Below are 22,220 nucleotides of genomic sequence, written 5' to 3'. Positions count from 1 at the left end.
ACGAGCGTCTTCCCTGAGCAAACCTTGCCGTATTATATTCCCGGAGGGCTGGGACTTCCTGTGTGTTCGTCCGTAGTCACTCGCTCATCTTGGACGGATACCGGGCCAGTGCATCCATCACGCCACGGAACACGGCGACCGCTTGGCCGCCTTCCCGCTCGCTCGCGTTCGGCACGACGACCGCCACGGCGTAGGCCGGACGCTCCACCGGCCCGTAGCCGATGAACCATTGATTCACCGCCGGCTTGCCGTTCACCGTCACTTCAGCGGTGCCGGACTTCCCGGCGAGATGCCATTGCGCCTGCTGAAGCGCCTTGCCGGTGCCGTCCTGGACGACGTCCTGCATCCATTGGGTCAGCCGTTTCGCCGTTGTGGCCGAGATACCGTCCCCGCGGCCCATGAGCACCTGCTCGGAGAAAGTCTGCGCCGTGGCGCCGTTGCGAAAGCGGATGCTCTCGATGACGCGCGGCCGGCGCACCTCGCCCCGGTTCAGCAGCGTCACGACGAGATTGGCCGCCTGCAGGGGCGACACGAGCACGTCGCGCTGGCCGATCGCGGTCTGGACGCGTACGCCCTCGTCGTCGGACGGCATGTGGCGGTCGAAGATTTGCCCCGCCTCCTCCGAGTCGAATTGGGTGAACGTCTTGCGCCCCGACGCGTCCGTCCAGCCGACCTGCTGATCCAAGCCAAGCTTGTCGGCATACGCCTGCAGCTGGCTGCCGGTGAGCCGCTCGGCGACGCGCGCGAACGTGACGTTGCACGACACCGCGAATGCTTGCTCCAGCGTCAGGCTGCCGTGTCCGCTCTTCAGCCAGCAGGTGAAGCCGTACTTGCCGAGGAAGCCGTCGCAGCGGAAATGCTCGTCCGGCTTCACCACGCCTTCGTCCAAGGCGGCGGCCGCGACGACGGTCTTGAAGATCGAGCCGGGCGCGAACGCCTTGAGCGCCCGGTTGCTCCAGGCTCCCCCTGCGGGGTCCACCCGCAGGGGATCGTAGTCGGGCCGGCTCGCCATCGCCAGCACGTCCGCGTTCGCCGCGTCGAGCACGACGACGGCCCCTTCGCGGACCTGCAGCTTGGCGAGCACCGCCTCGACGTCACGCTGCATCGGGAGATCGAGCGTCGTGATCGCCTGCAGCGGATAATACGGGTTGTCCGGCGCGACCTGGCGGGTCTCGAGCCCGGGCAGCGGCCGGGACTCCGCATCCGTGAATTGGCTGATCGACGTATGGCCGACGCCCTGCAGGTACGATTCCAGCGTCTTCTCGAGCCCGGCGACGCCGATGCGGGACGTGATCGACAGCTGTCCGTTCTGCAGCTCGCGGGTATACAGCTGGGCGATCCGCTCCGGATTCTCCCCTATGTAGCCGATCAGATGCTTCGCCGAAGCATGATCCGGGTAGCGCCGAACCGTCTCGAACACCTTCACCCCCGGCAGCGCCAGCTGCTGGATTTGGCTTACTTGCTTAGCGGTTAACGCTTTCGGCTGCCCGGACAGGCCGTCCGTCCACAGCTTCGGCTGCAGCAGCCCCGTGTAGAACGCATTCCATGCGTCCCGCGTCGTGCCGAGCAGTCCGATCAGCTGCTCCACATCCTCATCGCGCCCGGCCAGCTGCGGCTTCATCGGGAAAACGACGAGCGCTTGGATGCGTTCTCCCGTGATGGCGGTCCCGTGACGGTCATAGAACTGGCCCCGCCCGCTGTCCAGCTCCACGCCGGTCTCGCGTTGCGCGACCGAGTTGCCGACGAGATCGACATCCCGGCTCGAATAGCTGCCGGAGTCCAGCACTTGGATGTGGAACAGCCTCCAGAGGAGGGCGCTGATGAACGACAGCATAAAGAGCAATCCGATGAACAATCTCCGCTTGAGGGACGTACGTGCGCCCAGTTGCTTCATGAAATGTCCCGACCTCCGATTAGCTGTTTGCGTGATCTACTGACCATTATGGGCTTCTTCGGCGCCGCCTAGTCCGACTCTTGAAAAGTAAAAAGCGCCCTTGTGGAGGGCGCTATGATATAAAGGAAAATGATCATCTCTTGCAATGGACTGGAGAGATAACCCCCTTTTACACAGTTATTCCTTATACAACACGGGATTTTGGATTCGCCACCTATTTTCACAGTCCGGACGCGTCAGGATGCCGTACGTTTCCGGACGCCGCATACCGAGGAAGCATTCCTTCAATGTCGGATATTTCTGCTTAAGCTCGCCAACCGCCCAGTATTCGTACGTCTCATCCAAATCCACCTCGGCGACAGCCATCCCGGGCCGGTGCCCGGTATCCGCTCGAGTCCGCCCGTACGGGTCTACGATGCGGGAATGCCCCATATACCTCCCGGACAAATAAGGCATTTTCACGAAATGGCTCGTCACCACATACACTTGGTTGTCCATCGCCCTGGCGTTGATCAAGGACTCGTTGAGATTCCCCGTATAGTCGATCCACCCCGCCTGATGCACGATGACGTCGGCACCCTGGAGCGCCAGGATGGTCCAAATCTCCGGATAGTGCAGATCCATGCATACCGTTACGCCGATTGTGCCGAAATCCAACTCGAACACGGGGTAGCTGTCTCCGCGCAAGACGTCGTTCTCCTCGGTGGGAGCCAGATGGGTCTTGCGGTATTTGCCCTTGTACCGCCCTTGGCGGTCGATGACGATACTCGTGTTGTACAGCCGGTCCTCCTCGCGCTCTCGAATGGAGAGCACGAGGTTGACACCGGCTTGTATGGCCGCCTCGGCGAACCGCATCATGATCGGGCCGCCGGGAACGGCCTCGCCCATCTGGTCGGCTACTTCCTTCGGAACGCCGCACAGGACATCGATTTCCTCCGGCAGCACGACCAGATCCGGCTTCCACCAGGTGCATTCGCTTATAAGGGCCAACGCCCGTTCGAGATTGACTCCCGCCCGGACCGATTGCTCATCGACGGGCAAGGAGATTGTCGCCAGCACCGCTTTTCGGCTCATGGTTCATCCTCCGTTCGACGTTCTAATCGGGACGACTCCATGGAAATCGGCGTTCGTCGTCATGATACTCGTCGTATCGTTAGACGCCGACAGCTCGACGCGGCCCGAGTTTACGCTTGCACCCGTCAAATCGATCGTTTGGTTCGCCGTCAAACTGATCTTCCCGCTGTTCTTGGTCGTAAACCTGGTCCCTATGGCGGAGATGGAAGTCCCGGCCTCCACGGTGATATCGTTGCTTCCTGTCGCCGTCTCGAAGGAAGCTTGATCCAGCACAACCGGCCCTAGGGAGGAGCGCAGGGTAATATCGGATTTGGCCGCTTTCGTCGTCAGGCTCCCGCCGATATACAGCCCCTGGGCGGCCGAATAATTCACCGCGGCCCCATTGCCGGTCTGGTACTGAAAGTTGGATGGGATAAATAAGATTCCGTCCGTAGCGATCGTCCCGCCCGCCGCCAAATCCCCATACGTATACGTGGTTACCGTTCCGTCATGGAAGCTGACCGCTTGCGTCGCAGCGGGAGCGGAGGTGGTAATCGCGTATGCTAGCGACGTATTCGTAACTGAATTCGCCGTGACTTGGAAAGCGTAGCTTCCGGCCGGTACCCGGCTCGGCACAATGAGCGGCACCGCCGCCCGGTTGTCCCGGATCGTTCCGCTTGCCGTAACGGCCGGCGACAGCGGAGCCCCGCCGTAAGTGACGAGCTGTACGGTAACGGGTGTATCATCGGCCATATTCGCCGTATTCACGGTTAAGACGACCAGCTGCATGGCGTTCGGCTGTTGGGCGTACACATTGGAGGTCACCGACACGATAGACTGCGGTTTCCCTATCACGTGAATAGCTCCGTCCGCCGCAGGCACCAAGACGTCGGAACGGCCGTCGTTATCCGCATCAGCCACGATAGGAACGCCTGCGGATACGCCCAGACCTACTTTCCACTGAATGCGGGATTGCCCGGCGGAGGCCAGTTGCGCATCGCTTTCTCCATTAACGGCCAGCACCCACCCGGTGTTCGTCGTCACGATGAACTCGCTTAAGCCGTCGCCATCGATATCCGCCGAGACGATGTCGCGCGCCGACACTCCTTTCCCTCCGAATTCGCCCTTCAAGTCGTATTTCCATTCTACATTCCCGTTCGTGGCGTCATAGCTGTACAGGAACCCTCGGAACTTATCGTCGCCCCGGTCGTCATCCGTCGTATATTGCAGCGCGATTTCTTTGATCCCGTCTCCGTCCACATCGGCGACACCTTGATTTCTCGTATAAATATCGTTGTCGCCATAATTCTTCGGTGTGTCGTCATCATTGTACTCCGTTACCGGCATGGTTACGTGCCACAGAAGGTTCGGATGGGCGAGCGGCTGTCCCGGCACCGGCAATGAATTGCCGAACACCGAGAAGCTGTTGAACCCGCCGGAGATGATATGCTCGGGACCCGCCGATACCCGGTCCTGATCGACATCCGTCACAATCGGAGTGTCATAGTAAATGATCGTATCCTGTGCCGACTTCTGCGCGACGTGATAATCGAGACGGGTGGTCTGCGTCGTTCGGTCATAGTCGAGCTTCACATAGGTCTCGAGCGCGATGAAGAAAATCTCCTCAGCCCCGTCGCCGTCGACATCGTAAGCGGCCGCCTCGCCGGGCATGGGCAGCATGGCGCGCTGCGTATGGTACGTGGGCGTATTCGAGTACGTGATCTCGATCGTCGGTTCCGTGATGTAGAGCAAGCGCCGGGTGGCCCCGTCCACGATCGCGGAACGGCCGGTCGGGTACGTGTTTTGCAAGGCCACGTATAGGTCCTTCACGCCGTCTCCGTTGAAATCGGCGGCCAGCCAATCGAGGATCGACCCGGCCGTAAACCCGAGGTCATTTCCCAGCAAATCCTTCGTGAACACGTAGGACCAGCTCACATGCCCGGCGTCATCGAACACTCTAATCTCGGGTTTGCCGTCCACGGAGCCGGCGGCGATCACTTCTTTACGGCTATCGCCGTTCATGTCGGCCACGACGACGGAGCTATTGCCGCCGGACGTCGTCTTGCCGTAGCCTGCCGCCTTCCACAACAAGACCGCGCCGTTCTTGCCCATCCGGTACGCATAGATCTCGCTGCCTACGGAGACGATCATCTCGTTCACGCCGTCCATGTCAAGATCGGCGACGACTGGAATGACGTTAAGCGGGCCTCCGCTCGCCCGGCTCCATATAGCGTTGCCGGCTCGATCGAGAGCGGTGAGGATACCCAGGCCGTTATCCATGAACAAGACGGGAGCGCCGTTCTTATCTGTTGACGCTGCAAAAGGCGAGCCGTAGCTGGAGTCGTAGGCTGCCACAACCGCATAGGCGGTTCCGTTAAAGCCGAGCGCCTTATAGCCGCCTCCGGAATAGACGAGCAAATCCTTTTTGCCGTCGCCGTTAAAATCGTAAACCAGCGGCCGGCTTAATCCGGAGTAGGAAGCCGCGCTTACATGATTGCCGACCGGTTGGCCGGCCAAGACGAACGAGCTGCCTTCCAGCCTCAAAATGGGCTCATAGGCGCCGCTCCCGTTCAAGGCCAACACCTGGATCGGGGCGGTCCCCGACGGTCGTTCCACCGTTTCCTCCGTTACGAGCAGCTCGAACTTGGAGTCGCCGTTCACGTCCTCGATTCCCCAGAGATAGTAACCGGGCAGCTTCATGTTGGCGGGATTACCCGGATTGGACGCATCCCACACATGAATGGACCAATTCCCATGAGACTCGCCCGGGACCGATTCATACATGCCGAACACAATCTCGGGTTTGCCGTCCTGGTTCACGTCGACGACGGGGTCGTTCACTACCTTCATGACCCGCTGCAACCCGTCCACCTTCGATGGCTGTCCCGCATACCCGAAGTAGCGATCCCACAGCAGCGACAGCTCGCCGGCCTGATTGTCGGCTGCACCGATATGGAACGAGACGCCGTCGGCCACGATAACCGCCTCGCGGTAAGGGTCGCTGTCGATGTTGGTGAGCGTGAAATACCCGTAGTTCCTGCCCGATTCCGCACCGGTCGGGATCCAATCGACCTTATGCTCCGGCGTAATCCCTTCATCCGCCTTGCCCGCCGGCTTGAACAATTGAACCTCAGTGAACTGGACATGGTAGGCTCCCGGGCTGCCGAAATTGCTGCCGCTCACGTACAATCGGAGCTTATCGGTCACGAGCGGCGCACTGCTGAGATCGATTGTGGCCGGATTCGGGCCTTGGGACAGATTGACGCTCGATTTCGTTTGCCAGGCGCCGTTCTCCATCGTCTGCACTTCCACGTTCGGAGCGAACAGCCCATGAATGACGATGGTGCCGATTACCGTCCCGGCGGGCAAGCCCAGCTCGACCCACGTGCTGCCGCTCGCCTCGTTTTTCGGCTGGCTGATGAAATAGGAGTTCGTGTTGCCGTCAACCAAGTTGGCAGCGGGATAAGACCCGCCCGGATACTCGCTCTCGGCGGTGACGGAATTCACGGTAATGTCCGTCGTCAGCTCATACAGCTCCATCTCCGACAGCTGGACGTGGTACAGGCCGTTCCCGTTCCCGAACGAGCTTTTTTTGACGCTGACCCGGACCTTGTTCGTTTCGATAGGGGTCGGGAACGTGACGACGCCTACGTTCACGGACGACGGTTCATCGACGGTCTTTTGGACCTCCCACATCTCTTTTTGGATATTCCATGTTTCCACGGTCACATAGGGCACGATCAGGTTATAGAATTTGATCGCCGTAAGCATCCGCTTCTTCGTCAGCTCCGTCAGGATGACGGCTTCGCCTTTATTGCCTGCGCCGGCATCCGGTTTTTGCGCGCTGATCCAATAGTCCGCAGTGTTGCCGTTCACGAGCAGCTCGGGTGTGTAGCCCGGATAGTTCGAATCGGCCGTTATCGATTTGATCCACGTCCGGTCGAGCTTGGTAGGCGTGACCGCCGACAGCAGATCTTCGCCGAAGGCTTTCACTTCGGTGAACTGAACCTGGTACGCATCCACGCCGTTCCCGTAGCTGCTGGACGTTACGTTGATTCTCACTTTATCCGTGAGCACGTAGGAGCCGAAATCAATGTCGGTTCTAAACTCGCCGTCCTGACTGTAATGGACGTCCGTAGAGCGGAAAGTGGCCCGGGTCACCCATCCCTCCAGCGAATCCCAAGTCTGCACCTCGAAGCCGCAGCCGTGCAGGCGGTAGACGGACAGCTTGCTCACGTTTTTCGGGCTACCGAAGCCAAGCTCCACCCAGCCTGAACCGGTTGTCACGCCGGGGCCCGACTTGATCTCGCTGATGTAGTAGGAGGTCAAATCGCCGTCGATCAGACGGGACGGCGGGTAGGCTCCGCCGGGGTATTCGCTTTCCGCCGTTACGGTTTGGAATGCAAGCGGTTCGTATAAGATCCCCGTCGTTTGCCGTTTCGTCCCTATCACTTGCCCGTCGTACAGATCAATCCCGCCATGCCGGATGACGGCCAGTTCGTCATAGGGGTCATCGTCCATATTCGCGAAGGCGAGGCCGGGATAGAACGCGGCGATATTCCCCTGGTTCTCGGAGCGGGTGTCCACGATTCGGTTGACGAGCTCGCCTGCGAAGGAGCCGTCCGCCGCCCGGGAAAACTTGTAGATATAAATAAACGGCTTCTTGTAGGACCACAACGCAGCTTCCATATTGCCGTCCTTATCGAAATCGCCGATTTTGAAGCGGGGCTCCGTCAGCTGGTCATCGAGCTCGGCGGTATAGAGTACCGCTCCGGACCCGGCCGACAAGATGACGAGCAACTTGTCGCCGAATACGACGACCTCCTTGCTCCCGTCCCCGTTCAAATCTTCGACCGCATACACGCTTGAGGCCAAAATCACATCGGACATCCAAAGGTCGGTCCCGTTCATGTCGACGGCGGCGACTCTTCCGGCGTCCACCATCACCATGTCGTTCGAACCGTCCCCGTTGACGTCGGCGAACACGGGCGCCCGGTCCACGGAGCCTTTGACGAACACTTTGCCGGTCTCTGCAGCTTCGGTCACAATCCCCGGATCCGGCTGGTAGCCGGTGTTGCCGTTGTCGTTTCTCCAGGAGGGCCATTGCCCTTTGGCCTCTCCGGGCTGCGGCGATGCCGATACGGAGCTTAGGGAAGTGAAAGGTAGAAGGAAGAGGGCCGTTAAAACGACAAGTACCCATTTTTTGAACACAATTGCCATCTCCTTTTTTGCCTGATCGGGGTATTCGGAGCGGGATGCGGTTCCCTTGAACGCTTACGGTTTGTACAGAACGGGTGTTTTCACTCTCCAGTTGTTATCGCTGTCGGGGCGGGTCAGGATGCCGTACGTTTCGGGACGGCGCATCCCGAGGAAGCACTCCTTTAGCGTTGGATACTTCTTCTTGAGCTCTCCAGTAGCCCAGTATTCATAGGACTCATCCAGGTCGACCTCTGCGACTGCCACCCCCGGCCGGTGCGACGTATCCGCCCGAGTCCGGCCGTACGGGTCGACGATCCGGGCATGCCCCATCGTTCTGCCGGACAAATACGGCATCTGGATATAATGGCTGGTCACGACGTAGATCTGGTTGTCGATCGCCCGGGCATTGACGAGCGATTCGCACAAATTGCCCGAATAATCCATCCACATCGTCGGATGCACGACGACGTCCGCTCCCTGCAGCGCCAGGATGGTCCACAATTCCGGGTAATGCACGTCCATGCACACGGTAATGCCGATCCTGCCGAAGTCCAAGTCGAACACCGGGTAGTCGTCTCCCTGCTGCACCTGATCGCACTCTCCCGGAGCCAGATGGGTTTTCCTGTACTTGCCCGCGTAATTCCCTTGCCGGTCGAGCACGATGCTGGTGTTGTACAGATGCTCCCCGTCACGTTCCCGGATGCAGAGCACGATGTTCGAGTTGGATTGGGCGGCTGCGGCCGCAAACTTCGCCTGAATCGGCCCTCCCGGCACGGGCTCTCCCATCCGGGCTACTTCTTCAGGCGGCAGACGGTAAATGTCGATTTCTTCGGGGAGCACGATCAAATCCGGCTTCCACTTCGCCGCCTCCTCGATCAAGGCCAGCGCTCTCTCGATATTGACACCGGGTATGGCCGACTGTTCGTCTACATGCAAGGAGACGGTCGCCAGCACCGCTTTTCTGCTCATTGTTCATCCTCCTCGATCCGATGACGGCTGCAAACTTCCTCAATGATGGACGCCATCAGCTCCACATCCTGGTCCGAATACTTCTCGGTCCACATCCAGCGGATCCACCGGTTCATGAATGCGACCGCATTCGGCACGATCTCGTCCGCGTCATAATTGACCGCCCTGGACGCCGTCGGGACGTTGAACGGATAGACGCCTTGGGCGACTTTCTCCGCGAGGAACGGGACGCCGGCCGGAAGCACGTAATATTTGCCCATGCCGCACGGGATGCCGGCTTCCAGCAGCTCGTCGGCCAGCTGATCGGCCGTGCAGGAGAGCTGCGACGGCTCGACGCTGAAGCCGTACATCCAATACGTGTGCGTGCGATCGGCAGGCACCTCGTACACTTGTACGCCGGGAATGGAGCGGATCTTGTCGTTCAGCATCGCCGCGGAGCGCATCCTGGCCTCCACTTGCCGGGGCAGAATCTCCCAGTTGCCGAGACATGTCGCGGCCGTGCATTGCGGGGCGCGCAGCGCCAGCCCCTGGTACACGTGCTTGCGGCCGAAGCCGGGGTAGTTCACGGCGCCGCGCGCGATCGAACGGTTGACGATCCGGTCGTACAGCTCCTGATCGTCGGTCAGGATCGCTCCGCCCATATCGGCGCCCATCGTCTTCTCCGAGTCGAAGGAGAACACCGCTACGTCGGCGAGCGTCCCCGCGAGCCTGCCTTTGTACGTCGACAGGATGCTCTGGCACACGTCTTCGATGACGACGAGGTTGTGCTTGCGGGCGAGGGCCATGATCGGATCGTAATCACACGGCAAGCCGAAGAAGTTCACCGCCAGAATGGCGCGCGTCCGCTCCGTGATGCAAGGCTCGATCGTCTCGGCGGAGATCAGCCCGGTCCCCGGCTCCGTATCGCAAAAGACGGGAATGTAGTTGTGGAACAGCAGGCCGGCCAAATCGCCATAGTCTGCGATCGGACTAACGATGATCTCATCGCCCGGCTTGAACTCCAGCCCGGCGAACAAGGCGAAGAGCGCGTTCGTGCAGCCTGGCGTCAGCATGCAATATTGCCGGCCGTGCGCTTCCGCCAGCACCTTCTCGAAGCGCGTTACCATGTCCGAAGCGAGTCCCGATTCGACAACTTGCTGCAAATACGAGAGCGTATTCGGCCCCATCTCCCGCGGGAAGACGGAAGGAAGTCCCCGCGTCGATCGGATTTGAGCCGCCGAACCGAATTTGGCGTTGCCTAGCTTTACATTTTGTTTGTCCATCTTCCCATCCACCCTTTGTCTGAATTTATTAAGAGGGCGCTCGTTGCCCTACTTACTGCTTGACGCTTCCCACTACGATGCCCTTGACGAAATACCTTTGCAAAAACGGATACACGATCAGGATGGGCAGCGCTCCGATGAAGATTTGCGCGGCTTTCACCGAACGGTCCGATACATATTGCATCAGGAGCAAATCCACCTGGTTTAGTACGTCCAAGTTTGACTGTACGATCACGGTCTGGAGGTAGCTCTGCAGCGGATAGTGCTCCGTGGAGTTCATGAAGATCAATCCGTCGAACCACGCATTCCAGTGCCCGACCATGGAGAACAGCGTGCACGTGGCGAGCCCCGGGAGCGATAACGGCACATAGATGCTGGTCATCGTCCGCCAATGGCTGGCGCCGTCCACGAGCGCCGCTTCTTCCAACTCCTTGGGCAAAGAGCGGAAGAAGTTCAGCATCAGAATGACGAGGAACACGGGAACGGCGCTGGGCAAGACGAGCGACCAGATCGTATCCATCAGGCCGAGCGCCTTGACGACCATGTAGAGCGGGATCAACCCGCCGCTGAACAGAATCGTAATGACGAAGAACCAGGCATAGGCTGTCCGCCATCGGAACACATTCACTTCTTTGGACAACGGGTACGCGATCAGGACGGTTAGCAGCAAGCTGATGGACGAACCCAGCAGGACCCGTTTGAACGAAATCAGCATCGCTTGGAGGAACGCATTCGACCCCAGCACGTATTCATAGGACTTCCATGTGAACCGGACCGGCCACAAGCGCACGAGTCCGGCCTCCGAGGCGGAAGCGGCGCTGAGCGAGACGGAGAACACGTTGACGATCGGGAGCAGACAGAGAAAGGCGAGCAGCGTCAAAAACACATAATTGCAAACGAGGAACACGGTTCTGCCTGTGGACGGTTTTATCATACGGGTTCACCTCCGAAGCTAAAGGCTAAAAAATGCGATAGTTGGTCAACCGGTAAGCCAAGAAATAGGCGGTGGATATGAAAACAAACGAGACGACGGACTTGAACAGGCCGATGGCCGTGGCGGGACCGAATTGCGCGTTGATCAAGCCGATGCGATAGACGAACGTATCGATGATGTCCCCGCTCTGGTAGACGACGGGGCTGTACAGATTGAACACTTGCTCGAAGCCGGCGTTCAACACGTTCCCTAGACTCAGCGTTGCTAGCAGAACGATGATCGGCCGCATGCCCGGCAGCGTCACATGCCACGTCTGCCTCCACCGGTTCGCCCCGTCCATGATCGCGGCCTCGTATTGAGTCGGATCGATGCTCGTCAAGGCGGCCAAATAGACGATCGTGTTGAAGCCGAACTCCTTCCACACCTCCGAGACGACGAGTACATATGGAAACCAGCGATTGTCGCCGAGAAAAAAGATCGGATCGATCCCTAAATGCTGCAGCGTCACGTTGACGAGCCCGGATTTCGGCGACAGCACGTCGATCAGGATCCCGCTCAGGATGACCCAGGACATGAAATGCGGCAAATAGATCAGCGTCTGGATCCCCCGCTTGAACCGCTCCTTGCGGAGCTCGTTCAGCAGCAGCGCGATCAGGATCGGGACGAGCTGCCCCGCGACGATCTTCATCAAGGCGATATAGACGGTATTCAGCAGCACCTGGAAAATATCCGGCAAATGCAAGATGTAGTCGAAGTTCTTCAGGCCGACCCAATCGGAGTGGAAAATCCCTTTCGCCGGAATGAATTTCTGAAAGGCGATGACGATTCCCGCCATCGGTCCGTAGCAGAAAATCAGGACGAGCACGACTCCGGGGAGCAGCATTAGGTGAAAAGGAAGCTGAGAGATTCTGTTTTTGCGGATCAACAACCGCACCTCCTTGCCGATTGCGGAGACGATGGAGCGAGGAGGCCACCCTAGGGCGCAGGGCGGCCACCGTCGGTCGGATCGTCATTTAAGCGTTTTGTACCAGTCGTTGACTTCCTTCGTAATTTGATCGCCGCCGGTTTTTTTCCAATCGTCCACGAACTTGTCGAACGAATCTATTCCGGCGCTGCCCGTAATGATGTTGATGAACGTCGTGTCTCTCAATTTCTCCAACGTCGCGAGCTTCTCCGACATGACCGGCGTTGAGGCGACGAAGAACTCGTTCTCCATCAGCATGTTGTTCTCGATGTACTTGATGGCGATGCTGCGTGCCCCGTTGATGCCGAAGCACTTGTTGATGCCCCAGTAAGCGTTGTTGCCGTTCTTGAACTCGATGATGCGGTTGTACCAGGCACGGTCAAGCGGGTTCAGGTCGGCGACCTGCTTCTTGCCCTCGAGGACGCTGGAGACGTTGGTCTGTGTGGTTAAATTGTTGTAGGGCATATACGAGGAAGCCGCGGTGAGCAAGTAGTTCGGCACGCCTTCCAAGGAAGAGATGTATGTCTGTGTGACCTTCTCGTCCTTAGTCAAGTAGTAGCTCTGAATGAAGAAATCGATCATTTTGAGGACCGCCTCGGGGTGCTTGTAGCCCTTCTTGACGACCCAGTAAGCGATCGGACCGGTGCTCGTCACCTGAGGCTTCGCGGGCTGGCTGTCGATGGACAAGAGAGGGTAGGCGTCCCACTCGGCGTTCGGATTGTTATCTTTGACCTTTTGCAGCACACCCGCGGCGGCGGAGGTATCAATGAACGTAATGCCTACTTTGCCCGCGGCGAGGTCTTCATTGACTTTGGCCGTGTCCTTGACGGGGAACTCTTTGTCGAGCAGCCCTTTCTTGTACAGGTCCTGCAGCTTGCCGAGCGCGTTCTTCATCTCGGGCTGCACGTCGCCGTAAACGAGTGATCCTTGACTGCTCTTGATCCACATGTTGCGATAGGCATGGTAGCTGTTCACGAAGCCGACGAAGCTGTGGTAGCTGAAATCTTTGTCGAGCGCGAACCCGAACGTGTCGTTTTTGCCGTTGCCGTCCGGATCCTGCGTTGTGAACGCCTCGGCTATTTTAAACAAGTCATCCATCGTTTTCGGCTCGGAGAGCCCCAGCTTCTTCAGCCAATCGGTCCGGATCCACACGACTTGCGTCGCTTCCTTGCCGTTTCCCGTGAATGGGAACGCCATCAGCTTGCCGTTCACCGTTGCGGCCTGCATCGGCTTCGGCCCGCTTTGCTGGATCATGTTCTTGTAGCTCTCGGGCGCGTATTGCTTATACACTTCCGTCAAGTCTTGGATGAGGTCCGCTTCCAGCAGCTGCTTGAACTGCACGCCGTCGACACTCAGGAAATCGGGCAAATCGCCCGATGTGAGCGACAAGTTCAGCTTCGTCGCGTATTGGGTGCTGTCGACGACCCAGTTGTATTTCAGCCGGATCCCGAGCTGATCCGAGTACGCTTTCGTCCAGGCGTTGTCCGTTCGGGATTCGCCGTTCGCGTACTTGATGACCGACCAGTTCTGCCCCACCGTGGTAATATCGATGGGCGGGTCGTATTTGCCGTTCACACTGGTCGGCGCGCTTGAGCCGGTTGGCGCACCTGAAGGGCTTGGCGCGTTTGAAGCGTTCGGCTCCGTCGTAGTGGACGACGAGCACCCGGCGAGCAGCGCGAACACCGTCGTCGCGGCGATTGCCATACGAAATCGGGAACTCTTCATTTCGATTGACCTCCTGCATTTCGAATTGGAGAAGCCATCATTGCGTTTTCGCGAGGTTCGCGGGTTGGCGGCTATACCCGGTCTCGTTCAGATGGGCCGCCACCTCTTCCAGGTCGGGGAGCCAGACGCCGCCTTCCTTCTCAAGCGCCCGGCGCAGCACGACCTCGACCGTCTGACAGAACGGATCGATCGCGGCCAATACCGCCGGATGCGTCGTCAGCGTGAAGACGAGGCCGTGCTCGTGCGCGTAGTCGACCCCCCGGGTCAACATGCTGAGCCATTCGGTCAAATCCGGCCGGTAAATGCGCCAGGCGACGACATCGGTGATGCCGGCGAGCGGCAGCTCGAGTAAACCGCTTTCATACCGGTATGGCTGAAGGACGTGCTGGGACCGGTTGAACGCTTCCGATAGCGTATCGAGGTCCACCTTGTTCGTAACCTCGGCGGACGAAGCTTCGTAATTCCGGTACAACGAATCGTTGTAGTGGGTCGACACCCACCAGAAGCCTTCCGCCTGGCACAGCTTCTGCACATCGGCGTCGTCCTGCAAGCCGTTCGCGAAGCCGCCGGGCGAACGCAGTCCTTTCGGTTCGACGCTTAAGGCCTGCCGGATCGCCGCGGTCGTCATCTGAAGCTCCTGCCGAACAATCTCCTGCGCGCTCCGGCCGGCCGCCCTCCATGGACAGCGGTCGTACACACCCGCGAGCCGCTCGACCTCTCGCGCTTTGAGATTGACGTGCGTGTACGTATGGTTGCCTACCGCGTGCCCCGAAGCTACCGTTTTCTTCAGGTAGTCGACATCCGGGTCCTCGAACAGACTGCCTACCAGGAAGTAATGCGCCTTCGCTCCGTACGCTTCGCACTTCGCATTGATCTTGCCGACGTACGTTTTGGTCGCCTCGTCGATAGCCCCCTTCCGATGGTTCCAAAAACTCGGCCAATACGGAAAATTCGTCACCATTTCCAGGTCGAAGCTGAGCTGTACAGCAAACCTTGCGCCGTTTGGATACATGCTGCCCCCCTTAACCTTGTTTCGATATGCGGTGCTGTTGATGGTGCCATTCGTGTCTTCACTATACAACAAGGCGTTTTTAGAAGATTTAAAAAATCTTGCTCATCTTTTGCAGATTATTGCTTTATTCCGGCTTGGGCCGGGAGCGGCGGACATAGAAAAAACCTCCGGAGACACAATGCTCCAGAGGTCATAGTTCATGGCGTTCAGTTAGGCGCGTGCGACCGACTCCTTAACTTAGCTACGACATGAATGGTCATGCAGGTGTTTAACGCAATCGTAAAGCAAATATTCCCGCTTCTCATCCTTATATGCGATAGTCGTTACCGAAGTATTGCGCAGTTCGTCACCGGTAGACTCGTCCTGCATCAGCTCCTTGAGGGTTTGCCCCAAAAAATATCCGTGCGTGACGACGAGAACCTTTTTACCGGCAAACCGTAAAGCGATATCCCTTGCAAAGCTCATACCGCGGGCACGCATCGACTCGTGGGTTTCCTGGCCCATATCAAGCTGTCTCCAATTTAGTCCCCACCGCTCGATCCGTTCCGATTCAATCGTATCGGCAATCTTGCCTACGTCCATTTCCCGCAGCCGTTCATCGAAGAAATCGATGGGCTTGCCTATTGCAGCGGAAATAATTTCTGCCGTTTCGCGCGCTCGCCTTAAATCGCTGGAAATAAACACATCCCATTGCTCTTCGGAGAGTCGCTTGGCCACTAATGCCGCTTGCGCTCTCCCCGTTTCATTCAGCGGATTTTGAGTGTGCCCCTGAGCTCTGTTCTCAATATTGTGATCGGTAATTCCGTGTCTGACGAAAGTGATCGTGGCCATGGAATCTCTTCTCCCTCTGCGATCTCTATATCGCTAATATTGCAACCCAGAATGCCGGATCATCCGTTTCCAGCGCTGACGGCGGCCGCAAGGATGGAAGACACCGATACCGTCTCCCCTTTTTTCGGATGATAAGCTTTAACGCCTCTCGCGTTTTGCGATTCCGGATAACGGCTGTGCAGCGTAATAACCGCTTTGGGCGCAATCCGTTCGATCATGTCGGATATCGCCTCGGGATGGGCGTGCCCCCCGTTGGACAATGAATGGCCGGTGATGCCGAACGTCTTCAAATATTTGGCCACATCGGCATGATCGAGCTTGACGCTGTAATCCGATTGAATGAAATGCGACCGCTCCTGCAAATCGCCGAGGGTTTCCAATTCTATCAGATGGGCAAGGTCGGGAAATTTGAAAAAGTATACATACTCGCACTTTTGTTCGGCCATTTCTTCCAGAGAGATCGTTTCATAGGGAACCGCCATGCCTTTCGTTACCGTGGCGTCGACGATTCGGATCGCTTCGTCAAGGGCGGGATGGCCATCGAGAATACGCAAGCCTTCGCGGTTCGCGGTATGCCAGATGACGGCATGAGAAGCCTCCATCACGACCTTCCGCCCTTTCTCCGTCGCAATAGCGATCATGTTGGCCATTCGCTCCAAGTCCCGCGGCGACATCTGCAAGTACACAAGCCCGTCTGCTATACCTACGATTTCCGAGAAACGGGACAGCAGCTCATCCTCCGTCATCTGGTAGGAAAGCACGGCGGACGGGTCGGAGGTAAGACGCGTTCCTTCCGTGATCAGCAAGTCGATCTGTCTGTCGCGGCACAACTCAATGAACCGGTCGATCCGTTCCGGATGCTTGCCTTGACGGCGCCAATCCCCTGTATAGGCGATTCTGTGGGTGCCGTCGTCAATAATAATGCCCGCCGCACCTGTCGCATTATGATCCATCTCGACAATTTGCATCGTAAATTCCCCGAAATCGATAACGCTCAAATCGTCGCAGGCTTTGATCTGTGCTTTGGTATCCGGGCTGTGGCCGCCCGCAACCATACCCCGGAACAAGGAATGGGCGTCGAAGTTCATATACACGGGGATATCGGGGTGAACATAAGGAAGTACCGCGATATGATCCGTATGCATGTGTCCGATGAACAGACTGAGACTTTCGAAATGAGGAAATTCACGGTCGCCCCATGCACGCCGCACCATTGCCGGATCCAGTCCATTCATTTGCTCGGGATCATACAGTTCAAGTAGCGGCGCCGTCATTCCGCCAAGCAAATATTGACGCAGCTCGCGCCCCGGTGTCGCGCCTACCGGTTCATATAGGGTCAGCTGTTTAGGGAACAGAAGGCTGCTGTGCTCGACTCCGAAATCGAATAAAACAGCCTGCTTCCCTTTACCGTAAAGAACCTGGACGCCCCCAGATTTCCCTACGCCGCCAAAAAAAATCAATTGCCCTTCATGCAAAACATCCGCCTCCCGATTCTTACGATTGCTAGAATTAAGATTTTATATTTTCTTCCAATGAAAGTATGGCTCCATACTCGCGTAATTTTTGTCTTATAATCTGGACATCTACATCTTCCGGAGCAATATTTTGTTGTACAGCTAATGCAGCCCCGATCCCTACTCCTTCGCCAACCGCCATACAAGTAGGCATAACTCGTGAAGAGCCGAACACAACCGGATCCACACTTATACAACGTCCGCTTAACATAAGTCGTTTAACATCTTTAGAAATAGTTGCCCCATAGGTTATCCCATAAGGACCCGCAAGTGACCTAATCAGGGTTGAATCCCCGGAACCGCTATGAATATCAATAATATAGGAACCTAAAGCGATGGTATCATTAGGAATGACTCCATTTACAGCAGCTTCTTCACGTATCATTTGCTTGCCTATTATTCGCCGTGTTTCCCGAATACCCAAAAATGGTGCTATAGAGGATAAATAAATATTCTCAAAGCCAGGTATATGTTCTTTTAACATATTAATTAGAGGTATAATTTGTAGGCTTGATTCAATTTCACCTCTACTCAACTCTTCAATTTTTGTGCCGTCAAAGTTCAATATTCGAATACAGTTTAAAGCAATATAGCCTTCTCTAGGCAAATTAATATAAATAATTGTATCCCGATCAATAGGGCACTTTCCTTCTTTTCTGAGTTTGGAAACCGTGTTTTTTAATCCGACAAACACATGATTTTCACTTGCTCGCAAAAACTCAGCCGTGTAACCAGGACGGATTTTCATGGATGATCCATGTTTTAATTCCTCCGGGTGTTCCTCCAAATAATCCATAAACTTTTCTAAATTAAAGCCTCCTACTGTAAACATTAACGTAGGCGGCTGGGTTTCACCATTCGCATATTGCCCTTTTTCGAATTCGGCTCCCGCCATATAGGCAACATCACCATCACCTGTCGCATCAACAAATACATCCGCAAAGATTTCTATTTCTTTTCCTTTTCCTTTAACAATAACTGACTTCAGTTCACCATTTTCAACAGTCGTTCCAATAATTTCACAATGCAATAATGGCCGCACCCCATATTGCTTCATTTTTTCAAAGACAACGATTTTCATCAAATTAGGGTCAATTACTGTAGTTGAATTATGCAATGGACATTCTCTATGTCCGAATGAACCGCCCAATTCTACCAAACGATCAACAATCTCTTGAGGAAGCCCCCTTGTTACCTGGCGACCTTGGGCATCCAAAAAAGCTAGTAATGGCAACCCTATAGTCATGTTCCCGCCTAAAAAGCCTTGACGATCAACTAAAATGGTCTCTGCTCCTTCACGCGCTGCTGAAATGGCTGCGCCAACCCCTCCGGAACCACCACCAAGAACAAGAACTTGAGTTTGAATTACTTGTCTTTCAGCACGATTTTCCATACTATACCTTCTCCTTCTTTTTCATTGTGCCTCGATCATCCGCCAGCGTCCAATAATGTCAGGCAGTATTGGCCGATTTCGTATCCAACCTTCGCTAACGAGTCTTTTAAAGGCTCGGGCAGTCGGTTAAACTCCTTATGCGTCTCATATGTAAAATCGCCCTCGTACCCGATCTCGACAAGCACCGGCATGATCGAACGCCAGTCTACGCTGCCGTGGAACGGAAACATGTGCTCATCCGATTTGCCGTAATTATCGTTTACGTGAGTCGCCTTGAGCCGCTTGCCAAGTGTACGGAGCGCCGGGCGCTGATCCTTGTACAGGAAATTGGCGTGACCGAAGTCCCAGCATGCGCCTACTCGGGGCTCGCCCCAGACGTCGATCAGCGCAGCGAGCTCGGCCGCGTGGCTGGCAAACCGCCTCTTGGACGTTTCCCTTTCGATCATATTTTCAAAAGCGATACCGACATTGTGACTGACGGCAAGCTCAACAATGGGAGAGAAATGCTCCACATTGTCCTTAATGCATGCATCCACGTCCAGGGCGGTTTTCGCCCTGTCCTCTTGAGGATGTACGACCGCCCATTTCACACCGAGAATGGAGCTCGCGATAATGGAACGGCGCATCATCTCCTGGTACACCTCCAGCCGCTCCGCCGTCTGATCATTCACATGACCCGGTAAAAATACTGGATGGGACTGCGTAAACTCGATACCCAGCTTCTCGGCCTCATCTCGGAGCTCATGCATCAATTGCTCCCAGTTGTCTCTGACAAGATCGGTTTGGCCCGTCAGCGCTCGGCAAAAATTAATGTCCACCACATCATATCCTGCTGTCTTTAACCTTCTAATCGATTCTTTATAGGGCGTATAGCCTCCTGACAAGGTTAGGCTGAAAGTGCCTGTTGTCGTTGAAAGCCTCAAGTTTGATCATCCTTTCGAGTGAATTTGCTTGACGGCTGAACGGCATTATTTTTTCGATCCGTTATTTTCCAATTGTTGCGGTTGCTTTATTGATTTCCTCGTCCAGCTCTTTCAACACCGTGTTCACATCGTCCGGGCCCTTCAGGAAGACATCAAACTTCTTCGTAGTGAGAGGTTCGGCGATTTCCCTGTTTAAGTAGATCGGGTATTTCACCGGTTTGCTTTTCACAATCCCCGCAATGTTTTTATCTTTCAAGGAAGGATCGCCCTGCCCGAACGCTTTCCTCACGGCTTCGCTCTTAAGCGGCGATATTCGGCCGGATTTGGAAACGTTCATTTGCACTTCATCGGAAGTTAACACCTCGATCACCTGAAACACTTGATCCATGTGTTTGGTTGTTGGAACTGCTCCCACCATATAAACGGTCGAATTTCCATAAATATTCGGTCTATCCTTGAAGAACGGAATCTGTACGACATCCCAATTAAGTCCCTCCGCCTCTTTTAGCTGTGAGAACTTGCTGGTTTCATTCATCATCGCAACCGTGCGGTCCTTGACGAACCCGTTCAATCCGTTCTTATTCGAATCTTTCGACGGTTCATTGCCGGGAATCGAATAGATTTGCTTCCCCAATTCGAACACACGTTTCCAGCCTTCACTTGACGTAATCGCCTTCTCCGTTTTGCGGTCCATATACTCCAGCCCGAGAGGTTGAGCCAGTCTCACGATATTCCCTACGTCCCAACCTCGATACTGAACGCCGTTATCGACCCGAGTCACCTTTTTGGCAAGCTCTAAAGCATCCTCCATGGTCATCCCATCCTTCGGATATGGGGCGCCGAATTTATCGAAAATGTCCTTATTGTAATACAACGCATGAAATCCTGTTTCGATCGGCAAGCCGTATAACTCGCCTTTTTCAGTCGCCGCATATTGAATATCGTCCAAGTAGTTTTGCTCGAACCGGTTCAAATCCACTTGATTTTTCTGAAAAAGCGGCTTCATATCCATGTTTATGGACCGCTCTTTTAATCCCGGCATATTGCCGTTAAATGAAATGTAGAGATCCGGAACCTGGCCGGAAGCAATTAGCTCATCGTATGCCTTAAACGAGCTGGCACTCAAGAGCTCCAGCGTAATATGGGGATACTTCTTTGTGACCGGCTCGATGTAGAGCTGCTTAAATTCTTCGGTAATCGGCAAATGTACGGCAAACTTGAGCGTAACGGGCGTCGTGTCCACGACCTTCGCAGGTGCGGGTTGCGGGGTGCCTTCGCTCTTCTGCTCCGCTTGTTCCTGCCCGCAACCTGCCAGTACTGCAGTTCCTAAGATTGACAGGCTCAGCAATAAAGAAATCCTCTTGCTTCTCAAAGTGCTCTTCAAAGTGATAACCTCCATTAGCAAAGTGTGAAGATTTGCCTTTTCCCCCATTGACAAATGCCCCATTCACTCATTTGTCTAATTGGCAGTTTGAGTATATCAATTCAATTCGCATATTCTGTTAATTCTACGTAAGGAAATTGTAAATCGTATTTTTATTTCATTAGAACAGCATCTTTAACTCTTGAACATACAGTAATCATTCATTTATAATATATTTTATTTCAACTCGAGGAGCCGATGCTGCATTATGGATGCGCAAGCTTTATGGAACCAGCAGCTGCTGCTGGCTTTTCACTTTTATTTCGAGCGGAAGGAACAATTTGAAATGCAGGCGGACACTTATCCTGTATGGGTGATGTTTGCCGTTGAATCGGGGAAATTCCGGTTTCGAATAGGTGCAGAAAGCGGAGAGGCAAGCGCCGGAGATCTTATTTATTGTCCTCCAGGCCACACATTTCATCGCGAAATGGTGTCGCCACTGGGACTCCATTATATCGGCTTCGAATTTGCCGCTAACCCACAATCGGAGCTCAAGCCGCTGCTGCCTTCCGTTAAATCGCATCCAACGGACGGTAGACGGCTGTTTTCTGACTTCGCCTACTTGCGCAAGCTCCACCTCGCGGTCGACCCGCGCAATGTCCAGCGCAAACAAATGATTCTCAATGATATGTGGCAACTCACATGCGAGGATTGGGAAGATGAGCATCTAAAAGATAAGCTTGATCATCTTCCGAATTCGGAAGATGATCTGATGAACCGGGCGATGGAATGGCTCTATCGGCACGCCTATACTCCATTCGGCATGAACGAGCTATCCGGCCTGCTTGGACTTAGCCCCGTCCAGTTTACACGCCGTTTCCGGAAATCGTTCCACATGAACCCGTCAGAACTCGTCCGATCTTTGCGCATCCGCAGGGCAGCAGGACTTCTGCTTGATACCGACATGACGCTGGATCAGATCGCGGGCCGCTGCGGCTACGATAACGGCTTCTATTTGAGCCTCGTGTTTGCTAAAAGTATGGGAATGAGGCCCACAAAATATCGCGAAATGAACCGGGTATAGAGCTCGTTACCCATAACAACTTGCAAAAACCTGCCTCAATACGCAAAAAGAACCGGTCATCATGTCACCATGGAACCGGCTCTTTAGACGCCAAAAAGAT

At 55.5% G+C, this 22,220-nt stretch carries 15 protein-coding genes; 1 reads left to right on the top strand and 14 read right to left on the bottom strand.

The genetic code is table 11. The features are described from left to right. Positions 1–76: 76 nt before the first annotated feature. The 14 genes from ACI5FR_RS15995 to ACI5FR_RS15930 form a co-directional block, all read right to left on the bottom strand. On the bottom strand, positions 77–1,894 hold the full coding sequence (locus ACI5FR_RS15995) for a peptidoglycan D,D-transpeptidase FtsI family protein (protein ID WP_405455965.1): 1,818 nt from the start codon (positions 1,892–1,894) through the stop codon (positions 77–79). A 177-nt stretch (positions 1,895–2,071) separates the two neighbouring features. After that, entirely contained in the window at positions 2,072–2,968 is an 897-nt protein-coding gene (locus ACI5FR_RS15990; protein ID WP_405455963.1) for a carbon-nitrogen hydrolase family protein, read from the bottom strand. A 3-nt stretch (positions 2,969–2,971) separates the two neighbouring features. Continuing rightward, positions 2,972–8,158, bottom strand: a complete 5,187-nt coding sequence (locus ACI5FR_RS15985; protein WP_405455961.1) for a hypothetical protein — start codon at positions 8,156–8,158, stop codon at positions 2,972–2,974. Between the two features lie 63 nt (positions 8,159–8,221). Then, the gene (locus ACI5FR_RS15980; protein WP_405455959.1) at positions 8,222–9,115 is read right to left on the bottom strand and encodes a carbon-nitrogen hydrolase family protein; all 894 of its coding nucleotides are present in this window, start codon (positions 9,113–9,115) and stop codon (positions 8,222–8,224) included. Then, positions 9,112–10,377, bottom strand: a complete 1,266-nt coding sequence (locus tag ACI5FR_RS15975) for a DegT/DnrJ/EryC1/StrS family aminotransferase (RefSeq protein ID WP_405455957.1) — start codon at positions 10,375–10,377, stop codon at positions 9,112–9,114. The genes ACI5FR_RS15980 and ACI5FR_RS15975 overlap by 4 nt, the downstream gene beginning before the upstream one ends. Before the next feature lie 52 nt (positions 10,378–10,429). Beyond that, positions 10,430–11,311, bottom strand: a complete 882-nt coding sequence (locus ACI5FR_RS15970; protein ID WP_405455954.1) for a carbohydrate ABC transporter permease — start codon at positions 11,309–11,311, stop codon at positions 10,430–10,432. A 25-nt stretch (positions 11,312–11,336) separates the two neighbouring features. Continuing rightward, positions 11,337–12,194 (bottom strand): ABC transporter permease, encoded by an 858-nt coding sequence (locus ACI5FR_RS15965; RefSeq protein ID WP_405456124.1) that lies wholly within the window; start codon positions 12,192–12,194, stop codon positions 11,337–11,339. A 126-nt stretch (positions 12,195–12,320) separates the two neighbouring features. Beyond that, positions 12,321–14,000, bottom strand: a complete 1,680-nt coding sequence (locus ACI5FR_RS15960) for a hypothetical protein (protein WP_405455951.1) — start codon at positions 13,998–14,000, stop codon at positions 12,321–12,323. 37 nt (positions 14,001–14,037) lie between these two features. Beyond that, complete coding sequence (locus tag ACI5FR_RS15955; RefSeq protein ID WP_405455949.1) at positions 14,038–15,012, bottom strand: polysaccharide deacetylase family protein; 975 nt, start codon at positions 15,010–15,012, stop codon at positions 14,038–14,040. A 237-nt stretch (positions 15,013–15,249) separates the two neighbouring features. Further along, the gene (locus tag ACI5FR_RS15950; RefSeq protein WP_405455946.1) at positions 15,250–15,843 is read right to left on the bottom strand and encodes a histidine phosphatase family protein; all 594 of its coding nucleotides are present in this window, start codon (positions 15,841–15,843) and stop codon (positions 15,250–15,252) included. Between the two features lie 59 nt (positions 15,844–15,902). Beyond that, positions 15,903–17,318, bottom strand: coding sequence for an MBL fold metallo-hydrolase (locus ACI5FR_RS15945; RefSeq protein ID WP_405455943.1), 1,416 nt, complete (start codon positions 17,316–17,318; stop codon positions 15,903–15,905). 34 nt (positions 17,319–17,352) lie between these two features. Continuing rightward, positions 17,353–18,750: an FAD-dependent oxidoreductase gene (locus ACI5FR_RS15940; protein ID WP_405455940.1), complete on the bottom strand. Its 1,398-nt coding sequence runs from the start codon at positions 18,748–18,750 to the stop codon at positions 17,353–17,355. Between the two features lie 35 nt (positions 18,751–18,785). After that, positions 18,786–19,634, bottom strand: coding sequence for a sugar phosphate isomerase/epimerase family protein (locus tag ACI5FR_RS15935; RefSeq protein ID WP_405456122.1), 849 nt, complete (start codon positions 19,632–19,634; stop codon positions 18,786–18,788). 100 nt (positions 19,635–19,734) lie between these two features. Beyond that, positions 19,735–21,021, bottom strand: a complete 1,287-nt coding sequence (locus tag ACI5FR_RS15930; RefSeq protein WP_405455938.1) for an ABC transporter substrate-binding protein — start codon at positions 21,019–21,021, stop codon at positions 19,735–19,737. Between the two features lie 283 nt (positions 21,022–21,304). On the opposite strand from ACI5FR_RS15930, the gene ACI5FR_RS15925 reads away from it, so the two are divergent. Next, a complete protein-coding gene (locus ACI5FR_RS15925; RefSeq protein ID WP_405455935.1) occupies positions 21,305–22,120 on the top strand; it encodes an AraC family transcriptional regulator in 816 nt (271 codons plus the stop codon). The last annotated feature ends 100 nt before the right edge of the window (positions 22,121–22,220 follow it).

Origin of the sequence: Paenibacillus sp. HJGM_3, from assembly GCF_045062745.1 — a bacterium.
Lineage (GTDB): Bacteria > Bacillota > Bacilli > Paenibacillales > NBRC-103111 > Paenibacillus_AA.
Note: the sequence above shows the minus strand (reverse complement) of the source record. Positions and strands in the feature narration are given on the sequence as shown.